Consider the following 25,231-nt stretch of genomic DNA (forward strand, 5'->3'; position numbering starts at 1 on the left):
CCGCATGAGGGTGTGGGGCGTCGTGAGGGCCCGATAACCGGACTTGCACGGGCTGTTTCGCGCCAGGGGGGAGCGTTAGGGTTCATTCGGACAGCAATGCTGTCGATCTTCAGATCCGCGGAAATTTCGATGACGCCGTGCGCCGTGGTGTGTCCCGCGCCGGTATGCCGATCCGCCGTCTTCCCGTATTGAAACCTTCGCCGGAGCGAGGAGTAGCCAGCAGATGCTGCCGTTGGACAATCAGGAACTGGTCCCCGAAACCCCCTACATCTGGCGCGCGAAGCGCCCGGAAGCCACCCACCGGCTCATCTGCTTCCCGCACGCGGGCGCCGGGGCCGCCGCCTACGCCGAGTGGGCCGAGCTGCTCCCGCCCCAGATCGAGCTGGTCGCCATCCAGCTGCCGGGCCGTCAGAACCGCATCGCGGAGGACCCGTTCACCGAGGTCGGACCGCTGGTCAGGGTTCTCGGCCAGGCGCTCCGCCCGGTGTTCGACGGCCCGTACTCCTTCTTCGGGCACTCGGGCGGCGCCTCGCTCGCCCACGAGCTGACCAAGGCGCTGCGGGACCGCGGCGCCCGCGGCCCCGAGCAGCTGTTCCTGTCGGCCCAGCCGGCCCCGGGGGAGAGCGGGCTGCGGCAGCTGCACGACCTGTCCGACGAGGAGCTGGCCGCGGAGATCGTGGCACTCGGCGGCCTCGACCCGGAGATCGCCGAGGACGAGGACGTCATGGACTCCCTCCTCTTCACGCTCCGCGCGGACTTCGCGCTCTGGGAGCTCCACGAGCCGGTCGGGGACACCCCGCTGGACATTCCGATCACCGCGCTGACCGGCCGGTCCGACCCGCGCGCACCCCTGGAACACGTCGAGCGGTGGCGGGACTTCACCACCGCCTCCTTCGACACCGAGCTCTACGACGGCGGGCACTTCTACTTCCTGGAGTCCCCCGCCGAGGTGGTCTCGGTGATCGCCGCCAGGATCCTTCAGCCCGCGCTCAACGGGAGGACCGCATGACCGCCACCGACCAGCCCAACCAGTCCGGCCGGCCCAGCCAGTCCGGCCAGTCCGCCGGGGCCGCCGGGGCCGACGGGGCCGACGGGTTCGGGGAGGCCGCGCTCGCCGCGCTGACCGAAGCCGCCCGCTCCGTCCCCGGAGTCTTCGACGCGGTGGCGGTCGCCCGCAAGGTGCGCGCCACCGGCCCGGTCGCCCCCGCGGCCCCGGCCGCCGCCCCCGCCCCGGCCACCGCCCCCGCGGCCGCCCCCGCCGCGGAGGGGTCCGCCGCGGCCGAGCCGCTCCCGGACGGACCGCCCTCCGACCTCTACGGCGGCGACCTGCCGCTGGACCCCGGCACCCCGGCCACCCTCCAGGAGGCCCTGCGGGCCGCCGCCGAGCAGGCCCCGGACAAGGGCACCGTCTATCTGCGGGCCGGCGAGCCGGACGCCTTCCAGCCGTACGCCGAGCTGCTCGCCGAGGCCGAGCGGGCGCTCGCCGGGTTCCGGGCCGCCGGACTGCGCCCCGGTGACGCCGCCCTGTTCGTCTTCGACGACAACCGGGCCTATCTGACCGCCTTCTGGGCCTGTGTGCTGGGCGGGTTCGTGCCCACCCCGGTGGCCGTGGCCACCTCCTACGGCACCCCCAACGAGGTCAACCGCAAGCTGCTGGGCGCCTGGAACCTGCTGGACCGCCCGGTGCTGGTCACCGACGCGGCCACCGCGGGCGCGCTGGCCGGCGTACGCGAGCTCTGGGGCGAGCCGGACGTCCGGATCCTCACCACCGAGGAGCTCCTCGCCCACGAGCGGGACGGGGACTGGTTCCCGGCCACCCCCGACTCCCGGGTGCTGAACCTGCTGACCTCGGGCAGCACCGGCGTCCCCAAGTGCGTCCAGCACACCCATGCCACCGTCACCGCCCGCGAACTGGCCGTGATCGCGCACTGCGGGCTGACCGCCGACGACGTCAGCCTGATCTGGATGCCCTTCGACCACGTCACGGTGGCCTACTACAACGTCCGCGACGTGTTCCTGAAGGCGCAGCACGTCAACGCGAAGATCCACCACTTCCTCGCCGACCCGCTCCAGTGGCTGGACTGGATCGACCGCTACAAGGCCACCAACGTGTGGGCCCCCAACTTCGCGTTCGCGCTGGTCAACGAGCGGGCCGAGGAGATCGCCGCCGGCTCCTGGGACCTGTCCAGCCTCCGCGAGATCTCCAACGCGGGCGAACCGGTGGTCGCCGCCACCAGCCACCGCTTCCTGGAACTGCTGGCCCCGCACGGCCTGCCGGCCGACGCCATGGTCCCCTGCTGGGGCATGTCCGAGACCTGCTCCGGGGTCACCTACAGCCGGCAGTCCCGGCTGGACCGGGCGGCCGGCACGGTCGCCATCGACCCGGCCTCGCTCAGTGGCACCATCCGCCACCTCGACCCCGGCCACCAGGACGCCGTGGTGCTGTCCCGGGTCGGCCGCCCCATCCCCGGGGTGCGGATCCGGGTGGTCGACGACCGGGGCGCCGTCCTCCCCGAGGGGCGGATGGGCGAGCTGATCATCACCGGGCCGACCATCATGCGCGGCTACTTCGCCAACGAGGAGGCCAACCGGGAGTCCTATGACGACCAGGGCTGGTTCCGGACCGGCGACCTGGCCTTCGTCCGGGACGGCGAGGTGGTCATCGCGGGACGCAAGAAGGACCAGATCATCGTCCGCGGCATCAACTACATGGCGCACGAGCTGGAGAGCGTCGTCGAACGGGTCGACGGGGTGCGGGTCACCTTCTCCGCCGCCGTCGGCGTCCGCGAGCCCGGGGCCGGCTCCGACGACCTCGCGGTGTTCTACGTGCCCACCGGCTGGGACGCCGACACCCTGGCCCGCACCGGGGAGCAGGTCCGTGCCGTCCTGGTCCGCGAGGCCGGGGTCTCGCCCGACCTGATCGTGCCCGTCACCGAGGCCGAGTTCCCCAAGACCGGGAGCGGCAAGGTCCAGCGGGCCGCCCTGCTCACCGCCCTGCGCGCCGGGGCCTTCGAGGACCGGCTGGCCGCCGCCGACCCGGCCGCCGAGGAGGACGGCCCGGACACCTGGCTGTTCGGCCGCCAGTGGGTGCGGCTGCCCGAGGCCGCCGCCGTGGAGCCGGAGGAGGCCGGAGCGGCCGCCGGGGTGACCCTGGCGCTGGGCGCCGAGCAGGACCTGCGCTGGCTGGACCTGCGGGGCACCGTGGTCACCGGCCGCCGCGGCGGCCTCTACGCCGAGGACGGGCCCGACCGCTACCGCCTGCCGCTCGCCGACCGCCCCGCCCTGCGCCGGGTCCTCGCCGAGGCCACCGCCCGGCACGGGGAGCTCGGCACGGTGGTGCTGGCCCTGCCCATGCTGAGCCGCTCCGGGACCTCCGCGGCCCGACTGGACTCCGCCACCGAGGAGTTCACCGCCCTGCTGTCGGTCCTCGCCGACGGCGAGTTCGGCCGCCCGCTGCTGCTGGTCGTCACCCAGGGCGCGCTGTACGTCCAGCAGGGCGACACCGTCGACCTGGGCTCCTGCGCCCTGCCCGGCCTGATCCGCACCGCGACCGCCGAGGCCGCGCCGCTGCCGGTCCGGCAGATCGACGTCACCCCCTGCCCGGTGGACTGGCCGGCCGCGATCCGCGCCGAGCTCACCGACCGCACCCGGACCGGGGTGTTCGCCGCCCGCGACGGGCAGCGCCTGACGCCCAAGCTGGTCCCGGTGCCCGAGGAGGACACCGCCCCGGCCGGCGGCGGCTTCGTCCCCGGCGGCGTGTACCTGGTCACCGGCGGCCTCGGCGGGATCGCCCAGGACATCGCCGGCTATCTCGCGGCGGCCTTCGGGATCCGGCTGCTGCTGGTCGGGCGCTCGCCCGCCGAGGGCGAGCGGGCGGACCGGCTCGCCGACCTGTCCGCCTTCGGGCAGGTCGCGTACGAACAGCTCGACGTCGCCGACGCGGAGGCCCTGGAGCGGGCCGTCGCCGGGGCGGAGGCCCGCTGGGGCCGCCCGCTGGACGGGGTGCTGCACCTGGCGGCCGCCGACCCGACCGGGCAGTGGACCGAGCTGGAGAAGCACACCCTGGCCCACGAGACCCGGGCGACCTTCGACCTGCACTACGGTGCGAAGGTGGCCGGCACGCTGGCCCTCGCGACCGTCCTGGAGAGCCGCCCGAACGCCTCCCTGGTGCTGTTCGGATCCGTCAACGGCGAATTCGGCGGGCATTCCTTCGGCGCCTATTCCGCGGCGAACAGCTTCCTCACCGGATTCGCCGACCACTGGCGGCACGAACGCGGCCGCACCGTCCACTGCCTGGCCTGGAGCATGTGGTCCGGAGTCGGAATGAACAGGGCGCAGTCCGCGGCCGCCGCCGAACACCGCGGATTCCGCTCCATCGACCCCGACACCGGTCTGCGCCTCTTCCTGCACGCCGTTTCCACCGACCACCACTACCTGGTGGCGGGAATCGACCTGAAGAACCCGGCGATGGTGGACGAACTCGTCCCGCAGACGTTGCGGGTGAGTGAAATCCTGGTCGCCTACATATCCGACCTGGCACAACAGGACTCAGTTCGTGCCGCGATCGCGGAAAACGTGGGAAGCTTGGACGTGCCGGTGCGGATCGTCCCGGTGCCGCGCATCCCCCGGGACGTGTACGGCCAGGTGGACACCGCCCAGCTGCTGCACGACGCGGCCCCAGGCAAGCCGAACCGCGCCTACGCGCCGCCCGCGAACGAGCTGGAACGCAATCTCGCCCTGGTCTGGTCCGACGCCCTCGGCCGGCCCGAGATCGGACGCGACGACTCGTTCTTCGAACTCGGCGGGAATTCACTGCGGGCCACCCGCCTCCTGGCACTCGTGGACAACAAACTCGGATTCCGGGTGACCACCCAGGAGTTGTACGAGCTGCCGACCGTGGCGGGAATGGCCGCGGTCATCGAACGTCACACGACGGGCTGACTGACCCTCAGCCGTCACTAGTGGTGTCCTGCTGCCCCCATGCCACGTCTGCGCAGGACGACTGATCGAGGAGTAGACGCTAAATGATCCCCTTGTCCTTCGCCCAGCGGCGCCTGTGGTTCATCGACCGGTTCGAGGGGCCGTCGGCGACCTACAACGTTCCGTTCCTGCTGCGTCTGAACGGAACGCTCGATCAGGACGCGCTTTCCGCCGCCCTGCGTGACGTGGTCATCCGGCACGAAAGCCTGCGCACCGTCTTCGTCGTCGACGAGGACGGTGTGCCGGCCCAGCAGGTGGTCCCGGCCGACCGGCTGGACCTGGAGGTCCCGCTGGTCCTCGCCGGGCCCGGCGAGCTGGACGCGGTGATCGCCGAGGAGACCGTCCACCACTTCGACCTCGCCGCCGAGATCCCGGTCCGGGCCCGCCTGGTCCGGGCCTCCGCCGACGAGCACGTCCTCGTCCTGGTCATCCACCACATCGCGGCCGACGGCGAGTCGATGCTGCCGCTCTCCCGCGACCTGGCCGAGGCCTACACCGCCCGGGTGCACGGAGACACCCCCCACTGGGAGGAACTCCCGGTCCAGTACGGGGAGTACACCCTCTGGCAGCGCGAGATGCTCGGCGCCGAGAGCGACCCCGACAGCGTCATATCCGCCCAGCTGGCCTACTGGCGGGAGGAACTGGCCGGCGCCCCCGAGCAGCTGCGGCTGCCCCTGGACCGGCCCCGCCCCGCGATGATCAGCCACCGCGGCGACATGGTCGACTTCCCCGTCGGCGCCGAGCTGGTCGCCGCCGCCGAGGCGCTGGCCGCCAAGCACGGCGCGAGCACCCCGATGGTGATGCAGGCCGCCCTCGCCGTCCTGCTCCACCACCTGGGCGCCGGCGAGGACATCCCGCTCGGCGCCACCATCGCCGGCCGGGTGGACGAGGCCCTCCTCGACCTGGTCGGCTTCTTCGTCAACACCTGGGTGCTGCGCACCGACCTGTCCGGCGCCCCCTCCTTCGACGAGGTCCTGGAGCGGGTCCGGGACAAGGCCCTCGCCGCCTACGACAACCAGGACGCCCCCTTCGAGCGGCTGGTGGAGGTCCTCAACCCGGAGCGCTCCACCGCCTACAACCCGCTGTTCCAGGTCATGTTCACCTGGCAGAGCAACGACCGCCTGGTCCTGGACCTGCCGGGGGTGACCGGCGCGCTGGAGGCCGTCCCCACCCACACCGCCAAGTTCGACCTGGAGTTCAACTTCGCCGTGGACTCCGCGGACGACAGCATGCGCTGCGTCCTGGAGTACGCCACCGACCTGTTCGACCGCTCCACCGTGGAGAACATCGGCGCCCGGCTGCTGGCCGTCCTCCGCCAGGTCCTCGCCGACCCGGCCGCCCCGGTCTCCGCCGCCGACGTGCTGCTGCCCGGCGAACGCGAGCGGCTGGCCCGGTTCGCCGACACCGCCGCCTCCACCCCCAAGGTCACCGTCCCCGAGCTGTTCGAGGCGCAGGCCGCCATGGACCCGGACGCGGTCGCCGTGGTCTTCGGCACGGACACCCTCACCTATCGCGAGCTGGACGAGCGCGCGAACCGGCTGGCCCGCGGCCTCCTGGAGCGCGGGGTGCGCCCGGAGACCCTGGTCGGGCTGGCGCTGCCGCGCTCCGCCGACCTGGTCGTCGCCATGCTCGGCATCATGAAGTCCGGTGCCGCCTACCTGCCGGTCGACCCGCGTTTCCCCAGCCGCCGGCTCAGCCAGGTGCTGTCCCAGGCCGCCCCGGTGCTGCTGCTCACCGACTCCGCCACCGTCACCGGACTGCCCGAGCACCAGGCGCCCGTACTGCTCCTGGAGGACCTGTCCCTGGACGGCGGCGACGGCGGCGACGGCTCCCGGGCCACCGTCCCGCTGGACCCGCAGAACCTGGCGTACGTGATGTACACCTCGGGCTCCACCGGCACCCCCAAGGGCGTGGCGATCACCCACCACGGGGTGGTCAACGGGGTGATGCGGCTGGCGGCCGTCGTCGGCTTCGGCCCCGGTTCCCGGATGCTGGCCAGCACCTCCATCAACTTCGACGTCTCCGTCTTCGAGATCATCACCGCGCTCACCTCCGGCGGCAGCGTCGAGGTGGTCCGCGACGTCCTGGAGCTCGCCGAGCGCGACAGCTGGTCCGGCAGCGTCATCAGCTCCGTGCCCTCCGTCTTCGCCGAGGTCCTCGACCAGATCGCCGGCCGCACCGAGGTGGAGACGCTGGTGTTCGCCGGCGAGGCCCTCCCCGCCTCGCTGATCGCCCGCGCCCGGGAGGCCTTCCCCGGGGTCAGGGTGGTCAACAGCTACGGCCAGACCGAGTCCTTCTACGCCGGCACCTTCACGGTGGACGGCTCCGACGACTGGGACCCGGCCGGCAGCGTGCCCATCGGCGACCCGCTCGGCAACATGCGCGCCTACGTCCTGGGCGCCGGCCTGACCCCCGTCCCGCCCGGTGTGGTGGGCGAGCTCTATGTCTCCGGCGTGGTCGGCCGCGGCTACCACGACCGCCCCGCGCTCACCGCGGAGCGGTTCGTCGCCGACCCGTTCGGCCCGGCCGGCTCCCGCATGTACCGCACCGGGGACCTGGCCCGCTGGAACGCCGACGGCCGGCTGGAGTACGCCGGCCGGGGCGACTCCCAGGTCAAGATCCGCGGCCTGCGGATCGAGCCCGGCGAGATCGAGGCCGCGCTGACCGCGCACCCCGGCGTCTCCCAGGCCGTGGTCACCGTCCACGAGCGCGGCGGCGCCAAGCAGCTCGTCGGCTACGTGGTCCCGGTCGGCGTCCTCGCCGGCACCGGCGAGGGCACGGCCGTCGACAGCATCGGCGACCTGCACGTGGACCTCACCGCCGGCGTCTCCATGGCCGAGCTCCGCAAGTTCGTCTCCGCCCGGCTGCCCGAGTACATGGTCCCGTCCGCCTTCGTGGTCCTGGACCGGCTGCCGCTCGCCCCCAACGGCAAGCTCGACCGCAACGCCCTGCCCGCGCCGGTCTTCAAGGGGGAGGCCTACCGGGGTCCGTCCAACGAGACGGAGACCGTGCTGGCCGCCGTGTTCGCCGAGGTCCTGGGCGTGGACCGGGTCGGGGTGGACGACGACTTCTTCGCCATCGGCGGGGACAGCATCCGTTCCATCCAGGTGGTCTCCCGCTCCCGGGCCCGCGGGGTCGAGGTCAGCCCCCGCGAGGTCTTCCAGTCCCGCACCGTGGCCGAGCTGGCCCTGATCGCGGCCGACCGGATCGGTGCGGCCGTGGTCCTGGAGGAACTGGAGGGCGGCGGCACCGGCTTCATGCCGCTGCTGCCGGTGGCCCGCTATCTGATGGAACTCGGCGGCGGATTCGACCGGTTCACCATGTCCACGGTCGCCGACCTGCCGGCCGGCATCGACGAGGCCGGACTGACCGCCACCCTGGCCGCCGTCTGGGACCGGCACGACCTGCTCCGCTCCACCCTGGTGGACGGCGGACTGGAGGTCGCCGCCCCCGGCACCCTCGACCCGGAACCGCTGCTCACCCGGGTGGAATGGCACGGCGACTGGGACGAGGCCTGGTACGAGCGCGCCACCGCCGAACTCGACGCCGCCACCGGCCGCCTCGACCCGCACACCGGGGTGATGGCCCAGTTCGTCTGGTTCGACGCCGGACAGGGCGCCGGCCGCCTCCTCATCAGCCTCCACCACCTGGTCGTGGACGGGGTGTCCTGGCGCATCCTGCTCCCCGACCTCGCCGAGGCCTGGGGCGCCGTCCGCGAGGGCCGCACCCCCGAACTCCCCGCCGTCGGCACCTCGGTGCGCCGCTGGACCAAGGCCCTCACCGACGAGGCCGCCAGCCCCTCCCGCACCGCCGAACTCGCCCTGTGGAAGTCCCAGGTCGAAGGGCCGGACCCGCTGCTCGGCTCCCGCGACGTGGACCCCGCCGTCGACGTCATCTCCACCGTCGACTACGTCTGGGTCAAGCTCCCCGCCAGCGTCACCTCCGCCCTGATCGCCGAGGTCCCGGCCGCCTTCCGCGGCGGGGTCAACGACGGACTGCTCAGCGCCCTGGCGCTGGCCGTCGCCCAGTGGCGCCGCGGCCGCGGCATCGAGGAGTCCTCGCTGCTCGTCAAGCTGGAGGGCCACGGCCGCGAGGAGGGCGCCGTCCCCGGCGCCGACCTGACCCGCACCATCGGCTGGTTCACCAGCATGTTCCCGGTCCGCCTCGACACCGGCATCGCCGACCCCGACACCCTGGCCGAGGCCCTCGCCGGCGGCCCCGCCACCGGCCGGGTCCTCAAGGCCGTCAAGGAACAGCTGCTCCGCATCCCCGACAAGGGCCTCGGCTACGGCCTGCTCCGCTACCTCAACGAGGACACCGCCGCCGAACTCGCCGCGCACCCCACCGGCCAGATCGCCTTCAACTACCTCGGCGTCTTCAACTCCGCCGTCTCCGAGGAGCTCCGCGCCCTCGGCTGGACCCAGGCCCCCGGCACCAACGAGCTGATCGCCGTCCCCGACGCCGACATGCCCGTGATGTCCACCCTGGAGATCAACGCCCTGGTCACCGAGTCCGGGCAGCTCACCGCCCGCTTCGGCTTCCCCACCGGCATCCTGGACCGCACCGCGGTCGAGGAGCTCGCCGAGCTCTGGCAGACCGCCCTGGAAGGCGTGGTCCGGCACACGGCCCGCCCCGACGCCGGCGGCCTCACCCCCTCCGACGTCCCGCTGGTCGCCGTCCGCCAGCACGAACTGGAGCGCTGGGAGGCCCGCTACCCCTCGCTCGCCGACGTCTGGCCGCTCACCCCGCTGCAGAACGGACTCCTCTTCGAGTCCATGCTCTCGGACGCCACCTACGACGCCTACCAGATGCAGTTCGCCTACCACCTGTCCGGACCGGTCGACCCGGCCCGGATGCGGGCCGCCGGACAGGCCCTCCTCGACCGGTACGCCAACCTGCGCACCGCCTTCGTCTCCGACGACGCCGGCGACCTGGTCCAGCTGGTCCTCGACGAGGTCGAACTGCCCTGGCGGCACCTCGACATGACCGGCCGGGACGAGTCCGCGTTCCAGGAGTTCCTGGCCGAGGACCGCAACACCCGCTTCGACCCGGTCGCCCCGCCGCTGCTCCGGATCACCCTGGTCAGCCGCGGCCCGGACCGCTCCGCTCTGGTCTTCACCGCCCACCACGTGCTGTTCGACGGCTGGTCGGTGCCCTGGCTGATGCAGGACCTGCTGCGCCTGTACGGTTCGGCCGGCGACCCCTCCGGCCTGCCCCGGGTCCGCGGCTTCCGCGAGTTCCTGTCCTGGCTGGCCGAGCAGGACGCCGACGCGGCCGCCCGCGCCTGGTCCCAGGAGCTCGACGGGTTCGACGAGCCCACCCTGCTGGTCCCCGACAAGGGCGCCGACACCCGCACCGACGACGTCGGCCATGTCGAGGTCCCGCTGTCCGCCGAGCTCTCCCTCGGCCTGTCCGCCACCGCCGCCGACCTCGGCGTCACCCTGAACACCCTGGTCCAGGGCGCCTGGGCGGTCCTGCTGGGCCAGCTCACCGGCCGCCCCGACGTGGTCTTCGGCGCCACCGTCTCCGGCCGCCCGCCGGCCGTCCCGGACGTGGAGTCCATGGTCGGCCTGTTCATCAACACACTGCCGGTCCGGGTGCCCGCCGCCCCCGGCGACACCTTCGCCGAACTGCTGCACGCCCTCCAGAACCGGCAGGGCGCACTCCTGGACCACCACCACTACGGGCTCACCGAGATCTACCGGGCCGCCGGCACCAGCACCCTCTTCGACACCATCGTGGTCTTCGAGTCCTACCCGGTGGACCATGTCGGCCTCAGCGAGGCCAACGCCTCCTCCGGGGTGGCCATCACCGGCATCACCCCCTTCAGCGGCACCCACTACCCGCTGACCGTCATGGCCGACGCCGACCCCAACCTCCAGCTGTCCCTCCAGTACCAGCGGGGCGTCCTGGACCGGGCCGCCGTCGACACCCTCGCGGAACGCTTCGAACGGGTCCTCGCCCAGCTCGTCGCCACCCCGCACATGCCGGTCGGCGCGGTGGACGTGCTCGCCCCCGCCGAGCGGGAGCAGATCCTGCACGGCTTCGGCGACACCACCGTCCCGGTCCCCGACACCACCGTCCCCGCGCTGTTCGCCGCCCGCGCGGCGGCCACCCCCGACGCGCCCGCCGTGGTCCACGAGGGCCGGACGCTGACCTACCGGGAACTCGACGAGCGCTCCGACCGCATCGCCCGCGCCCTGGCCGGCCGCGGAGTGGGCGCCGAAGCGGTGGTCGCCGTGGCCCTGCCCCGCACCCCCGACCTGGTCGCCGCCCTGCTCGGGGTCCTGAAGTCCGGCGCCGGGTACGTCCCCGTCGACCCCGAATACCCCAGCCGCCGACTGGAGTTCATCCTGGCCGACGCCGCGCCCTCGGTGATCCTCACCGAGCCGGCCGCCGAAGGGGTCCTGCCGCCCACCGGCATCCCCCGACTGCACCTCGCCGACCTCGCCGACCTCGCGGACCTCGACGACCTCGCGGGGGAGTCCGGGACCGCCGTCACCGCACCGCACCCGGACAACCTGGCGTACGTGATGTACACCTCCGGCTCCACCGGCACCCCCAAGGGCGTGGCCGTCACCCACCGGAACATCGCCAACGCCCTGCCCGGGCTGCTCGACGCCCTCGGCACCGGACCCGCCCCCCGGATCCTCGCCGGCGCCTCCGTCAACTTCGACGTGTCGGTGTTCGAGATCTTCACCGCGCTGAGCTCCGGCGGCAGCGTGGAACTGGTCCGCGACGTCCTCGCCCTCGCCGAACGCGAGGAGTGGGCCGCCGACGTCATCAGCTCGGTGCCCTCCGCGTTCGCCGAACTCCTCGACGACCTCCCCGGCCGGATCAGCCCCCGCGCCCTGGTCTTCGCCGGCGAGGGCCTGCCCGCCGCCCTGGTGGCCCGCGCCCGCGCGGCGTTCCCCGGGGTCCGCGTGGTCAACGGCTACGGCCAGACCGAGTCCTTCTACGCCACCGCCTTCTCGCTCGGCGCAGAGGAGGACTGGACCGGCGGCGCCGCCGCCCCGATCGGCACCCCCCTGGGCAACGTCCGCGCGTACGTCCTGGGCGCCGGCCTGACCCCGGTCCCGCCGGGCGTCACGGGAGAGCTCTACGTCGCGGGCGCCTCCCTGGGCCGCGGCTACCGCGGCCGGTCCGCCCTCACCGCCGAACGCTTCGTCCCCGACCCGTACGGCCCGGCCGGCTCCCGCATGTACCGCACCGGGGACCTGGCCCGCCGGACCGCCGACGGCACCCTGGAGTACGTGGGCCGCGGCGACGGCCAGGTCAAGATCCGTGGAGTCCGGGTGGAACCGGCCGAGGTCGAGGCGGTCCTCACCGACCACCCCCTGGTCGGCCAGGCCCTCGTGGTGGCCCGCGAGAGCCAGGTCAAGCCCGGCGCCACCCCCTCGAAGTACCTCGCCGCCTATCTGGTCCCGGCCGGCACCGAAGCCCCCGAGGACCTGCGCGGATACACCTCCGCCCGGCTCCCCGACCACCTGGTGCCCTCCGCGTTCGTCACCCTCGACCGGTTCCCGCTGCTGCCCAACGGCAAGGTGGACCGGGCCGCGCTGCCCGAACCGGAGTTTACCGGAGTCGCCTACCGGGCCCCCCGCAACCACGACGAGGAGGTCCTGTGCCGGCTGTTCGCCGAGGTCCTCGGCGTCGACCGGATCGGCATCGACGACGACTTCTTCGCCCGCAACGGCCACTCGCTGCTCGCCACCCGCCTGGTCAACCGGATCCGCGCCGTGCTCGGCGCCGAGGTCCGCGTCCGGCTGGTGTTCGACGCCCCCACCGTCGCCGAACTCGGCCGCCACCTCACCGCCGGCGGCCCCGCCCGCCCGCCGCTGCGCCGGGCCGAGTCCCGCCCCGAACGGATCCCGCTCTCCTACGCCCAGCGCCGGCTGTGGTTCGTGGACCGCTTCGAAGGCCCCTCCGCCACCTACAACCACTCCTTCGTGCTGCGGCTGGCCGGCGTGCTCAACCCGGAGGCCCTGCGGGCCGCCGTACGCGACCTCGTCGCCCGGCACGAGACCCTGCGCACCCTGATGGCCGAGGACGCCGACGGCCACCCCCACCAGCGGGTGGTGCCCACCGCCGAGGTGTCCCTGGACATCCCGCTGGTCGACGTCCGCCCCACCGGGGTCGCCGAGGCCGTCGCCGAGGTCCTGGAGGACCCCTTCGACATGGCCACCCAGATCCCCGTCCGGGCCGCCCTGGTGCGCTCCGGGGCCGAGGAGCACCGGCTGGTCCTGGTCATCCACCACATTGCCGTGGACGGCGAGTCGATGGCCCCGCTCGCCCGCGACCTGGGCGCCGCCTACGCCGCCCGGCTGGACGGCCACGCCCCCGACTGGCCCGAACTCCCCGTCCAGTACGTGGACTACACGCTGTGGCAGCGCGAGCTCCTCGGCGAGGCCGAGGACCCGGACAGCCTGCTCAGCGCCCAGGCCGGCTACTGGCGGGAGGAGCTCGCCGGAGTCCCGCAGCCGCTCCCGCTGCCCACCGACCGGCCCCGCCCGCCGTCCCCCAGCCACCGCGGCGAGGTCGTCGAGTTCGGCCTCGACCCGGAGCTGTCGGCCGCCGTCGAGGAACTCGCCCGCACCCACTCCGCGACCGCCTCCATGGTCCTGCAGTCCGCCCTGTCGGTCCTCCTCGGCCGGCTCGGCAGCGGCGACGACATCACCATGGGCTCGCCGATCGCCAACCGCACCGACGCCGAACTCGCCGACCTCGTCGGCTTCTTCGTCAACACCTGGGTGCTGCGCGCCGACCTGTCCGGCAACCCCTCCTTCGAGGAGGTCCTCCAGCAGGTCCGCGGCAAGGCCCTCACCGCCTACGACAACCAGGAAGCCCCCTTCGAGCGGCTGGTGGAGATCCTCAACCCGGAGCGCTCCACCGCCTACCACCCGCTGTTCCAGGTGATGTTCGCGTGGCAGAACATCACCCGGGAGGACTTCGCGATGCGCGGCCTGGCCGTCACCTGGGAGCCCTCCTTCACCGAGACGGCGAAGTTCGACCTCTTCTTCAACATGGGGGACATCCCCGGCGTCGGAGTCATCGGCTACCTGGAGTACGCCAAGGACCTGTTCGACCGCTCCACCATCGTCAAGCTCGCCGACCGCTTCACCGCCGTGGTCCGCCAGCTGGTCACCGACCCGGCCCGCCGGATCGCCTCGGTGGACGTCCTGGTGGACGGCGAGGCCGAACTCCTCGCCGGCTACTCCGCCCCCGCCCTGCCCGCCGCCCCCACCGCGCCGGCCACCCTCACCGCACTGTTCGAGCAGCGGGCCGCGGAAACCCCCGACGCCACCGCCGTGGTCTTCGGCGAGCAGACCCTCAGCTACCGGGAGCTGGACCTGCGGGCCGCCCGGATCGCCCGCGCCCTGCGGGACCGCGGGATCCGCACCGAGTCCGTGGTGGGCCTGGCCCTCTCCCGGTCCGCGGACCTGGTCGCCGCCATGCTCGGCATCCTCAAGTCCGGCGCCGCCTACCTGCCCATCGACCCGCGCTTCCCCAGCGCCCGGCTCTCCCTGATGCTCGACCAGGCCGCCCCCGAACTGCTCCTCCTCGACGAGGAGGCCGCCCGGGTCCTGCCCGAGCACCCGGCACCGCGCCTGTTCCTCACCGAACTCGACCTGACAGGCGACCTGACAGGGTCCGGCCCGGCCGCTGTGGCCGGCGCCCCGCACCCCGACAACCTGGCGTACGTGATGTACACCTCCGGATCCACCGGCGTCCCCAAGGGCGTCGCGGTGACCCACGGCAACGTGACCAGCGCCCTGCCGGGCCTGGCCGCCGCCCTGGGCACCGGTCCGGACGCCCGCATCCTGGCCGGCACCTCCGTCAACTTCGACGTCTCCGTCTTCGAGATCTTCACCGCGCTCACCTCCGGCGGCAGCGTCGAGGTGGTCCGCGACGTCCTGGAGCTCGGCGAGCGCGACAGCTGGTCCGGCGGGGTCATCAGCTCCGTGCCCTCCGTCTTCGCCGAACTCGTCGACCAGATCGCCGGCCGCACCGAGGTCCAGACGCTGGTGTTCGCCGGCGAGGCCCTCCCGGCCTCCCTGGTCGACCGCGCCCGGGAGGCCTTCCCCGGGGTCCGCGTGGTCAACGGCTACGGCCAGACCGAGTCCTTCTACGCCACCACCCACGCCCTGCCCGCCGACCGGCCCCGGGAGGGCACCGCCGGCGCCCCCATCGGCGCACCCCTGGCGGGCGTCCGCGCCTACGTCCTGGGCGACGGCCTGGCCCCCGTCCCGCCGGGGGTCCCCGGCGAGCTCTACGTCGCAGGCGCCACCGTGGGCCGCGGCTACCGGGGCAACCCCGCGCTCACCGCGGAGCGGTTCGTCGCCGACCCGTTCGGCCCGGCCGGCTCCCGCATGTACCGCACCGGGGACCTGGCCCGCTGGAACGCCGACGGGGAGCTGGAGTACGTCGGCCGCGGCGACTCCCAGGTCAAGATCCGCGGCCTGCGGATCGAGCCCGGGGAGATCGAGGCCGCGCTCGGCGCCCACCCCGGGGTCGAGCAGGCCGCCGTCCTGGTCCGCACCGCCAAGGGCGACGCCAAGCAGCTCGTCGGCTACGTGGTCCCGGCCCGAGGCGCCGACGAGGACGCCCCGGCCAAGAAGAACAGCATGGACCTGACCGCCGGAGTCACGGTGCCGGAGCTCCGCAAGTTCGTCTCCGCCCGGCTGCCCGAGTACATGGTCCCGTCCGCCTTCGTGGTCCTGGACCGGCTGCCGCTGACCCCCAACGGCAAGCTCGACCGCAACGCCCTGCCCGACCCCGTCTTCAAGGGGGAGGCCTACCGGGGTCCGTCCAACGAGACGGAGACCGTGCTGGCCGCCGTGTTCGCCGAGGTCCTCGGGGTGGACCGGGTCGGGGTGGACGACGACTTCTTCGCCATCGGCGGGGACAGCATCCGCTCCATCCAGGTGGTCTCCCGCTCCCGGGCCCGCGGGGTCGAGGTCAGCCCCCGCGAGGTCTTCCAGTCCCGCACCGTGGCCGAGCTGGCCCTGATCGCGGCCGACCGGATCGGTGCGGCCGTGGTCCTGGAGGAACTGGAGGGCGGCGGCACCGGCTTCATGCCGCTGCTGCCGGTGGCCCGCTATCTGATGGAACTCGGCGGCGGATTCGACCGGTTCACCATGTCCACGGTCGCCGACCTGCCGGCCGGCATCGACGAGGCCGGACTGACCGCCACCCTGGCCGCCGTCTGGGACCGGCACGACCTGCTCCGCTCCACCCTGGTGGACGGCGGACTGGAGGTCGCCGCCCCCGGCACCGTCGACGTGTCCGCCCTGATCCACCGCATCGCCTGGGACGGCGCCTGGGACGAGGCCTGGCTGGCCCGCGCCACCGCCGAACTCGACACCGCCACCGGCCTGCTCGACCCGGCCGCCGGGACCATGGCCCGGTTCGTCTGGTTCGACGCGGGCACCGGCGCCGGCCGCCTCCTGGTGATCCTCCACCACCTGGTCGTGGACGGGGTGTCCTGGCGCATCCTGCTCCCCGACCTCGCCGAGGCCTGGGGCGCCGTCCGCGAGGGCCGCACCCCCGAACTCCCCGCCGTCGGCACCTCGGTGCGCCGCTGGACCAAGGCCCTCACCGACGAGGCCGCCAGCCCCTCCCGCACCGCCGAACTCGCCCTGTGGAAGTCCCAGGTCGAAGGGCCGGACCCGCTGCTCGGCTCCCGCGACATCGACCCCGCCGTCGACGTGGTCTCCACCGTCGAGCACGTCTGGCTCAAGGTCCCCGGCCATGTCACCGAAGCCCTGCTGACCGAGGTCCCGGCCGCCTTCCGCGGCGGGGTCAACGACGGACTGCTCAGCGCCCTGGCGCTGGCCGTCGCCCAGTGGCGCCGCGGCCGCGGCATCGAGGAGTCCTCGCTGCTCGTCAAGCTGGAGGGCCACGGCCGCGAGGAGGGCGCCGTCCCCGGCGCCGACCTCTCCCGCACCATCGGCTGGTTCACCAGCATGTTCCCGGTCCGCCTCGACACCGGCATCGCCGACCCCGACACCCTGGCCGAGGCCCTCGCCGGCGGCCCCGCCACCGGCCGGGTCCTCAAGGCCGTCAAGGAACAGCTGCTCCGCATCCCCGACAAGGGCCTCGGCTACAGCCTGCTCCGCTACCTCAACGAGGACACCGCCGAGCAGCTCCGCGACCACGGCACCGGCCAGATCGCCTTCAACTACCTCGGCCGGTTCTCCACCACCGACATGCCCGAGGAGCTCCGCGGCCTGGGCTGGACCCTTGCCCCCGGCAGCACCGAGCTGATCGCCGTCCCCGACGCCGACATGCCCGTGATGTCCACCCTGGAGATCAACGCGGCCGTCACCGACACCCCCGAGGGCCCCCAGCTCGGCGTCCGCTTCGGATTCCCCGCCGGAGTCCTCTCCCGCACCGAGGTCGAGGAACTCGCAGCCCTCTGGCGGACCGCCCTGGAAGGCCTGGCCCGGCACGCCGCCCAGCCGGGCGCCGGCGGCCTCACCCCCTCCGACGTCCCCCTCGTCTCCGTCCGGCAGAGCGAACTGGAGGCCTGGGAGCGCCGCCACCCGTCCCTCACCGACGTATGGCCGCTCACCCCGCTCCAGTCCGGCCTGCTCTTCGAGTCCCTGATGGCCGACTCCACCTACGACGCCTACCACGTCCAGGTGGTCTACGACCTGTCCGGACCGGTCGACCCGGCCCGGATGCGGGCCGCCGGCCAGGCCCTCCTCGACCGGTACGCCAACCTGCGCACCGCCTTCGTCTCCGACGCCGCCGGCAACCAGGTCGCCCTGGTCGTCGAGGAGGTCGCACTCCCCTGGGAGTTCACCGACCTCCGCGACCTCGCGGCCGCCCAGCGGGCCGAGGCCCTGGAGCGGTTCCTCGCCGCCGACCAGGCCGCCCGCTTCGACCCCACCCGCCCGCCGCTGCTCCGTCTCTCCCTGGCGCTCACCGGCGCCGAGGAGGCCGAGCTGGTCCTCACCTCGCACCACGCCCTCCTCGACGGCTGGTCGCTGAGCGTGCTGATGCAGGAGCTGCTGCGGCTCTACGGCTCCGCCGGCGACACCGCCGTCCTGCCCAGGGCCCGCAAGTACCGCGACTTCCTCGCCTGGATGACCGAGCAGGACGCCGCGGAGTCCGGCCGGGCCTGGGCCACCGAGCTCGCCGGGGTGGAGGAGCCCACCCTCATCGCCCCCGGCGCCGGCTCCGAGGTCGACCCGGAACGGGTCGGCCAGATCGAGATCCCGCTGTCCTCCGAGACCGCCCGCGAGCTGGTGCGCAGCGCCGCCGACCTCGGCGTCACCCTGAACACCCTGGTCCAGGGCACCTGGGCGGTCGTGCTGGGCGGCCTCACCGGCCGCCAGGACGTGGTGTTCGGCACCACCGTCTCCGGCCGCCCGCCGGCCGTGCCCGGCGTGGAGTCCATGGTCGGCCTGTTCATCAACACCCTCCCGGTGCGCGCCGAACTGTCCCCCTGGCACACCCTGCGCCAGGTCCTCACCGGCCTCCAGGACCGTCAGGGCCCGCTGATGGACCACCACCACGTCGGCCTCACCGAGATCACCCGCTCCACCGGACTGGGCACCCTCTTCGACACCGTGGTGGTCTTCGAGTCCTTCCCGATGGACCGGGACGGCCTCGCCGACACCTCCGCCAACGGCGGGATCGCGATCACCGGGGTCAGCACCGGCAACGGCACCCACTACCCGCTGGGCATCGCGGCCGCCGCCGACGACTCCCTGCACGTGGTCATGGAGTACCAGGAGGACCTGTTCGGGACGGCCGCCGCCGAAGGCATCGCGGCCCGCTTCGCCCGGGTGCTCAACCAGCTGGCCGCCGACCCCGACGTGCCCCTCGGCGCGCTCGACACCGTCCCGCCCGCCGAACGGGAGCGACTGCTCGCCGGGTTCAACGGCACCGCCTCGGTGACCGCCGACGGCACCGTCGCCGACCTCTTCGAACGGCAGGCCGCCCGCACCCCGGACGCCGTCGCCGTCCTCTTCGAGGAGGAGCGGATCACCTACCGGGAGCTCGACGAGCGGGCCGACCGGCTGGCCGGCGCCCTGCGCGCGGCGGGCGCCGGACCGGAGACCGTGGTGGCCGTGGCCACCCTCCGCTCCCCGGACCTGGTCACCGCCCTGCTCGGGGTCTCCAAGGCCGGCGGCACCTATCTGCCGGTGGACCACACCTACCCGGCCGAGCGGATCGCCTACATGATCCAGGACTCCGGGGCCCGGCTCGCCGTGGTCGACGAGGCCGCGGAGGCCGCTCTCGAAGGGGCCCTCGCGGAGCACGGCCTGCCCACCCTGAGGGTGGACGGGCCCGCCGTCGCCGCGGCCGCCCGGCCGGCCCCGGTCCGGCGCCACCAGACCCTCGACAGCGCCGCGTACGTCATCTACACCTCGGGCTCCACCGGCCGCCCCAAGGGCACCGTGGTCACCCACCGGGGCATCGCCTCGCTGGTCGCCGCCCACACCGAGCGGATGGCCGTCACCGCCGACAGCCGGATGCTCCAGCTGGTCTCGCCCAGCTTCGACGTGTCGGTCTGCGAGATGTTCACCGTGCTGCTCTCCGGAGCGGCCCTGGTGGTCGCCGACAAGGCGGAGCTGGCCCCCGGCCTGCCGCTGGCCGACACCGTCGACCGGCACCGGGTCACCCACATGATGCTGCCCCCGGCGATGCTGGCCGCCCTCCCCACCGACTCGCTGACCAGCGTGGTCTCCCTGCTGGTCGGCGGCGAGTCGCCGGCCCCCGAACTGGTCGCCGCCTGGGCCCCGGGCCGCCGGATGATGAACGTCTACGGTCCGACCGAGACCACCGTGTGCGCCACCATGGGCGCCCCGATGGCCGCCGGGGAGAAGGTCTTCCCGATCGGCACCCCCATCCACAACACCCGGGTGTACGTGCTGGACGCCGCGCTGGCGCCGGTCCCGGTGGGCGTGCCCGGCGAGCTGTACATCGCCGGCCCCGGCCTGGCCCGCGGCTACCTCGGCAAGCCGACGGTGACCGCCGAACGGTTCGTGGCCTGCCCGTTCGGCCGGCCCGGCGAGCGGATGTACCGGACCGGTGACGTGGTGGCCTGGACGGAGACCGGGGAACTGGTCTTCCACGGCCGCGCAGACGACCAGGTCAAGATCCGCGGGTTCCGCATCGAGCTCGGCGAGATCGAGGCCGCCCTGACCGCCCACCCCGGTGTGGACCGGGCCGTGGTCGTCGTGGACGACAAGCGCGGGGACCGCCGGCTGGTCGGCTACCTGGTGCCGGCCGCCGGGGAGTCCGACGGCGGAGCCGCGGGCACCCCGGTCGCGGCCGAACCGCTGCTCGCCGAGGTCCGGGCGCTGCTCCGGGACCGGCTGCCGGAGCACATGGTGCCCGCCGCCCTGGTGGTCATCGACGCGGTGCCGCTGACCCTGAGCGGAAAGCTGGACAAGCGGGCCCTGCCCGCCCCGGACTACGCCGGGGAGTCGGCCGGCCGCGCCCCGCGCACCCCGCGCGAGGAGATCCTCTGCGGTCTGTTCGCCGAGGTGCTGAAGCTGGACTCGGTCACCATCGACGACAGCTTCTTCGTCCGCGGCGGCCACTCGCTGCTGGCCTCCAAGCTGATCTCCCGGATCCGGGTGGTGCTGGGCGTCAACCTGCCGCTGCGGGCGGTGTTCGACTCCCCGACGGTGGCCGACCTGGCCGGCTATCTGGAGGCCGAGGGCTCGTCCGGCGGCACCGGGGACCCCTTCGGCCCGGTCCTCTCCATCAAGGGCGGAGAGGGGTCGGACGGTTCCACGCTCTGGTTCGTCCACCCGGGCGGCGGAATATGCTGGCCCTATCTGGGATTCGCCGGACGCCTTCCGGAATACCAGACCATCCATGGAATCCAGGCCAAGGGATTCGACGGCCGGACCGAACTCCCGGGTTCGATCGACGAGATGATCCTCGACTATGTCGGGGAGATCCTCCGGATCCAGCCGGAAGGCCCCTTCCACCTGGCCGGCTATTCCATCGGCGGCACGTTCGCCCAGGCGATCGCCGCCGAACTCCAGCGGCTCGGGCACGAGGTGGCCGTCCTGGCCATGCTGGACAGCGTGCCCAGCACCTACCTGGTCACCCAGGCCACCCCCACCGCGGGGGCGCTCCGGGAGTACTTCCAGGAGCAGCTCACCGGCCAGGCCGGCTCGGAGGAGTACGAGTCCTTCCTGGACAACGCGGTGCGGGTCATCCTCAACCACACCTCGCTGATCCCGGGATTCGATTCCCCGGTGTTCCACGGGGACGCGCTCTTCTTCAATGCCGTGCCCAACCCGGAGGCACGGTTCGGCGACCTGTGGAAGCCGTTCATCACGGGCACCGTCAAGCAGTTCGACATCGAGACCACCCACCACGAAATGGTGCTTCCGGAACCCGCTGCCGAGATTTGCCGGATCGTCGGCCGAGAAGTTTCCGTAAAGCAGTCGGATGGAAATGGAGTTCAGGTATGAGTAGCAACCCGTTCGACGATGAGAGCGGCCGCTTCCACGTCGTCGTGAACGGCGAGGACCAGCACTCGCTGTGGCCCGCCTTCGCCGAGGTCCCGGCCGGCTGGCGCTCCGTCTTCGGCCCGGCGGGCCGTGCGGAGGCCCTCGGCTACGTCGAGGACCGGTGGACGGACCTGCGGCCCAAGAGCCTGCAGGACGCCATGGCCGTCTCCCAGTAGCGCGATCTCGGCAACTCCCGGAATCCAGAGAGGAAGAGGAAGCATCAGTGTCTGAGGTCATCGAGCGGTGGAACGTCCACCCCACCCGTCAGTGGCTGCGCGGCGTCCGCCCGGCCGGGGCCGTCGAGTTCGACGAGGAGATCGGCGCGTGGTGCGCCTACGGGTACGACGAGGTCGAGCAGATCCTCGCGGACCACGAGACGTTCTCCGCGGCCACCGCCAAGTACGCGGCGGTGCAGGTCGACCCGAAGTTCCAGGAGGGGGACATCTCGCAGATGGACCCACCCGAGCAGAACAAGTACCGGAAGCTGATCGGCCACGCCTTCACCCCACGTGTGATCAACGGCCTTGAGGACCGCATCCAGAAGATCACCGACGAGCTGATCGACGAGGTCCACGACAAGGGCAGCTTCGAGCTGGTGGCGGACCTCGCCTACCCGCTGCCCGTCATCGTGATCGCCGAGATGCTGGGCGTCCCGCTCAGCGACCGGGACCTGTTCAAGGGCGTCGCCTTCGACATCATCGAGAACATGGCCGGCCTGGACTTCGTGGCCGGCGGTGACGGCATCGAGGACCAGATCCACGCGGCCGAGGCCCGGCTGAAGCCGATGCTCGACTACATGGCCGACCAGGTGGCCCAGCGCCGCAAGCAGCCCCGCGAGGATCTGCTGACCTATCTGATCCAGGCCGAGCAGGACGGCGAGACCCTCACCGACAACGAGGTCGTCAACATCGCCAACGTGCTGCTGATCACCGGTCACATCACCAGCACCATGATGGTCGGCAACACGATGGCCTGCCTGGACACCGAGCCGGAGGTCTTCGAGCGGGTCCGCCAGGACCGCTCGCTGGTCCCGGGTGCCATCGAGGAGGCGCTGCGGCTGCTCCCGCCGGCCGCCACCCTGTCCCGGGTGACCACCCGCGAGGTCGAGATCGGCGGGGTCACCATCCCGGCCGAGCAGATGATCCTCCCGTGGGTGAGCGCCGCCAACCGCGACCCGAAGAAGTTCGACCGCCCGAACGTGTTCGACCCGGCCCGCACCCCCAACGCGAGCATCTCCTTCGGCTACGGGGTGCACTACTGCCTGGGCACCCGGCTGGCGCGGCTGGAGGGGAAGATCGCGATCAACTCGATCCTGGACCGCTTCCCGAAGTTCGCCAGCGACCCGGACAACCCGGTCACCTTCTTCCCGTCCACCGACATGCTGGGCGTCCGCTCCTTCAACGTCCTCTACCGGTAGGCCGCCCCGGGGGTGCCCGGCGGAATCCGCCGGGCACCCCCTCGGCATGGACTCAAGCAACCTCTAGCAAAGGGAAATTCGAATGACCGAGTTCGCCGACCGGTGGGGTTTCGGCCCGGAGAAGTACTGGCTGCGGGGACAGCTGCCGGAAGAGAAGGTGGTGTTCGACGAGGCCCTCGGGGTCTGGCAGGTCACCGGCTACCCGGAGGTCCTGGCGGTCCTCAACGACTCCGCTTCGTACTCGGCCGACTCGACCAGACTGTTCGACATCGACGAGGAGCAGGCCAAGCTCATCAAGGGCGACATGGCCCAGATGAACGGCCCGGAGCACATCCACATGCGCCGGCAGGTCGGCAAGGCCTTCAGCCCCAAGGCCATGGACGACCTGGAACTGCGCATCACCCGGCTCGGCGGGCAGCTCCTCGACAGACTGGCCGGCCGGGACCGCTTCGACCTGCTCGGCGACTTCATCGACGACCTCTCGGGGATCCTCTTCAGCGAGCTGCTGGGCACCCCGCCCGAGGACCGCCACATGTTCAAGGCCGTGGACCAGACGATGGACACCCCGGTGGAGATGAGCACCGTGGGCGCGGGCGGCGAGGAGTACTTCGACTCGCTGCTCAACCCGCTGCTGCCGCTCCGCGACTTCCTCAGCGACATCATCGACGAGCGCCGCAAGGAACCGAAGCAGGACCTGCTCAGCCTGATGGTCGAGTTCGAGTACCTCGACGGCACCCCGATGGCGCACGACGAGATCATCAACTTCGCGGTGGCCGTACTCGGCGCCGGCCACCTCACCAGCCCGATCCTGATCGGCAACACCATGCTCTGCCTGGAGACCTTCCCGGAGCAGGCGGCCAAGGTGCGGGCCGACCGGTCCCTGGTCCCCGGCATGTTCGAGGAGGTCATGCGCTACTTCACCCCGGCCACGGTCTCCTACCGGGCCACCGAGGCGGACGTGGAGCTCGGCGGGGTGAAGATCCCCAAGAACCAGCTGGTCGCCCTCCAGCTGGGCGCCGCCAACCGCGACCCGCGCCAGTTCCGGGACCCGGACGTCTTCGACGTGACCCGGGCGCCCAACCAGCACGTGGGGTACGGCCGGGGCTCGCACTACTGCATCGGCGCGGCCATGGCCCGGGTGGAGACCCGGATCACCTTCAACCTGCTGCTGGACCGCTATCCGGACCTCCGGGTGGAGTCCCCGACCTTCTTCGGCTCGCCCGAGTTCACCGGGGTCCGCTCCCTGGCGGTCCGTTCCGTCTGACGGCTTTCCCGTTCCTTCCGCTTTCCGCCCGTGAGGATTCCCCGTCGGCCGTGTGCCGGCGGGGATTTCCGGCTTTCCGGAACGACCGGATAGCCCGCCGATAACGGTCCGATATGCCCGCCCCCTAACGTGGTGTTCAGAACGAGGGAACGGGAACCGGAATCCACCGGAAGCCCGGCCACAGCAGGGGAGTCAGCGATGCAGACGGGTCGAGAGCCGCTCCTCCAGACCGTCCAGGACGGACTGGAGGCCGAACTCGAAGCTTTTCTCCGGAGCTGCGGCGTAGTCGGTGCCGGCATAGGCGCCGATACGGGCGCGCAGCCGCGGGAACCGCGAGGCGATCTCGGTCGCCTGGGCCATGGCCTCCTCGATGAGGGCCTGGGCGTTCCCGCCCCCCTGACTCAGCCTTCTGTTCACCGAGACCGAGGCCGACATGCCGAGCGTGCTGCCCAGGACGAACATGAAGACCGCGGCCGTGGCCTGGTCGGCCTCCGCGCCGGTGAAGCCGGCCTTCTCGTAGACCCCGAGGCTGTGGTCGTCGTGGCGGGCCTTGTTGGGGCCGTAGAGCGGCTGGGAGGCGAAGGCCATCACCAGCCACGGATGCCGGGAGATCATCGCGTAGAGGTCGTTGGCCATCGAGGCGGCCGCGGTACGCCAGTCCACGGCGTCCAGGTCGGGTAGTTCGATCTCGTTCCAGACCTCGTCCCCGGCGAGGATGACGAGATTGTCCTTGTTCTTCACGTGCCAATAGACCGCGGTGGCGGCGGAGCCGAGCCGCTTGCCCAGGCTGCGCATGTTCAGCCCTTCGAGGCCCTCGGCATCCAGTAGCTCGATAGCAGCCCGAACGATCTGTTCGCGGGTCAACGTGTCACGCGGCATGCGGCCCACGATAGATCAGGATTTCGGATTGCACAAAGTTCAAGAACGGACTTGCACGGCGTGCAAGTCACCCCTATCGTCACACTTGAACGGTGTACAAGTCGGCCCGTTCAGAGGAGGATTGTCATGACGGCCATCACGGCTACCGGTCTGCGCAAGGCATACGGGGAGCACAAGGTCCTGGACGGGGTGGACCTGTCCATT

7 protein-coding genes are annotated in these 25,231 nt (G+C 72.4%); 6 read left to right on the forward strand and 1 reads right to left on the reverse strand.

Annotation, left to right across the window (positions count from 1 at the left end; translation table 11 throughout):
* The first annotated feature begins 223 nt into the window (after positions 1-223).
* The 6 genes from ACZ50K_RS32335 to ACZ50K_RS32360 all read left to right on the forward strand — a co-directional run bounded on the left by ACZ50K_RS32335 (position 224) and on the right by ACZ50K_RS32360 (position 24,148).
* Complete coding sequence (locus ACZ50K_RS32335; RefSeq protein ID WP_468909741.1) at positions 224-1,009, forward strand: thioesterase II family protein; 786 nt, start codon at positions 224-226, stop codon at positions 1,007-1,009.
* Positions 1,006-4,941: an SDR family NAD(P)-dependent oxidoreductase gene (locus ACZ50K_RS32340; RefSeq protein WP_468909744.1), complete on the forward strand. Its 3,936-nt coding sequence runs from the start codon at positions 1,006-1,008 to the stop codon at positions 4,939-4,941. Before ACZ50K_RS32335 ends, ACZ50K_RS32340 begins: the two co-directional genes overlap by 4 nt.
* 83 nt (positions 4,942-5,024) lie before the next feature.
* Positions 5,025-21,428: an amino acid adenylation domain-containing protein gene (locus tag ACZ50K_RS32345; protein WP_468909747.1), complete on the forward strand. Its 16,404-nt coding sequence runs from the start codon at positions 5,025-5,027 to the stop codon at positions 21,426-21,428.
* The gene (locus tag ACZ50K_RS32350; RefSeq protein WP_468909749.1) at positions 21,425-21,643 is read left to right on the forward strand and encodes an MbtH family protein; all 219 of its coding nucleotides are present in this window, start codon (positions 21,425-21,427) and stop codon (positions 21,641-21,643) included. Before ACZ50K_RS32345 ends, ACZ50K_RS32350 begins: the two co-directional genes overlap by 4 nt.
* 47 nt (positions 21,644-21,690) lie before the next feature.
* On the forward strand, positions 21,691-22,884 hold the full coding sequence (locus ACZ50K_RS32355) for a cytochrome P450 (RefSeq protein ID WP_468909752.1): 1,194 nt from the start codon (positions 21,691-21,693) through the stop codon (positions 22,882-22,884).
* Positions 22,885-22,966: 82 nt separating this feature from the next.
* Entirely contained in the window at positions 22,967-24,148 is a 1,182-nt protein-coding gene (locus ACZ50K_RS32360) for a cytochrome P450 (protein WP_468909755.1), read from the forward strand.
* A gap of 192 nt (positions 24,149-24,340) precedes the next feature.
* On the opposite strand, the gene ACZ50K_RS32365 is transcribed toward ACZ50K_RS32360, so the two are convergent.
* On the reverse strand, positions 24,341-25,027 hold the full coding sequence (locus ACZ50K_RS32365; RefSeq protein WP_468909757.1) for a TetR/AcrR family transcriptional regulator: 687 nt from the start codon (positions 25,025-25,027) through the stop codon (positions 24,341-24,343).
* Positions 25,028-25,231 lie beyond the last annotated feature (204 nt).

The organism is Streptomyces sp. NPDC033845, from assembly GCF_055576225.1.

What these genes read in the sequence shown, in the direction of transcription:
- ACZ50K_RS32340 (WP_468909744.1), top strand. Translation starts at nt 1,006, where the DNA reads ATGACCGCCACCGACCAGCCCAACCAGTCCGGCCGGCCCAGCCAGTCC.
- ACZ50K_RS32335 (WP_468909741.1), top strand. Translation starts at nt 224, where the DNA reads ATGCTGCCGTTGGACAATCAGGAACTGGTCCCCGAAACCCCCTACATC.
- ACZ50K_RS32365 (WP_468909757.1), bottom strand. Translation starts at nt 25,027, where the DNA reads ATGCCGCGTGACACGTTGACCCGCGAACAGATCGTTCGGGCTGCTATC.
- ACZ50K_RS32360 (WP_468909755.1), top strand. Translation starts at nt 22,967, where the DNA reads ATGACCGAGTTCGCCGACCGGTGGGGTTTCGGCCCGGAGAAGTACTGG.
- ACZ50K_RS32350 (WP_468909749.1), top strand. Translation starts at nt 21,425, where the DNA reads ATGAGTAGCAACCCGTTCGACGATGAGAGCGGCCGCTTCCACGTCGTC.
- ACZ50K_RS32345 (WP_468909747.1), top strand. Translation starts at nt 5,025, where the DNA reads ATGATCCCCTTGTCCTTCGCCCAGCGGCGCCTGTGGTTCATCGACCGG.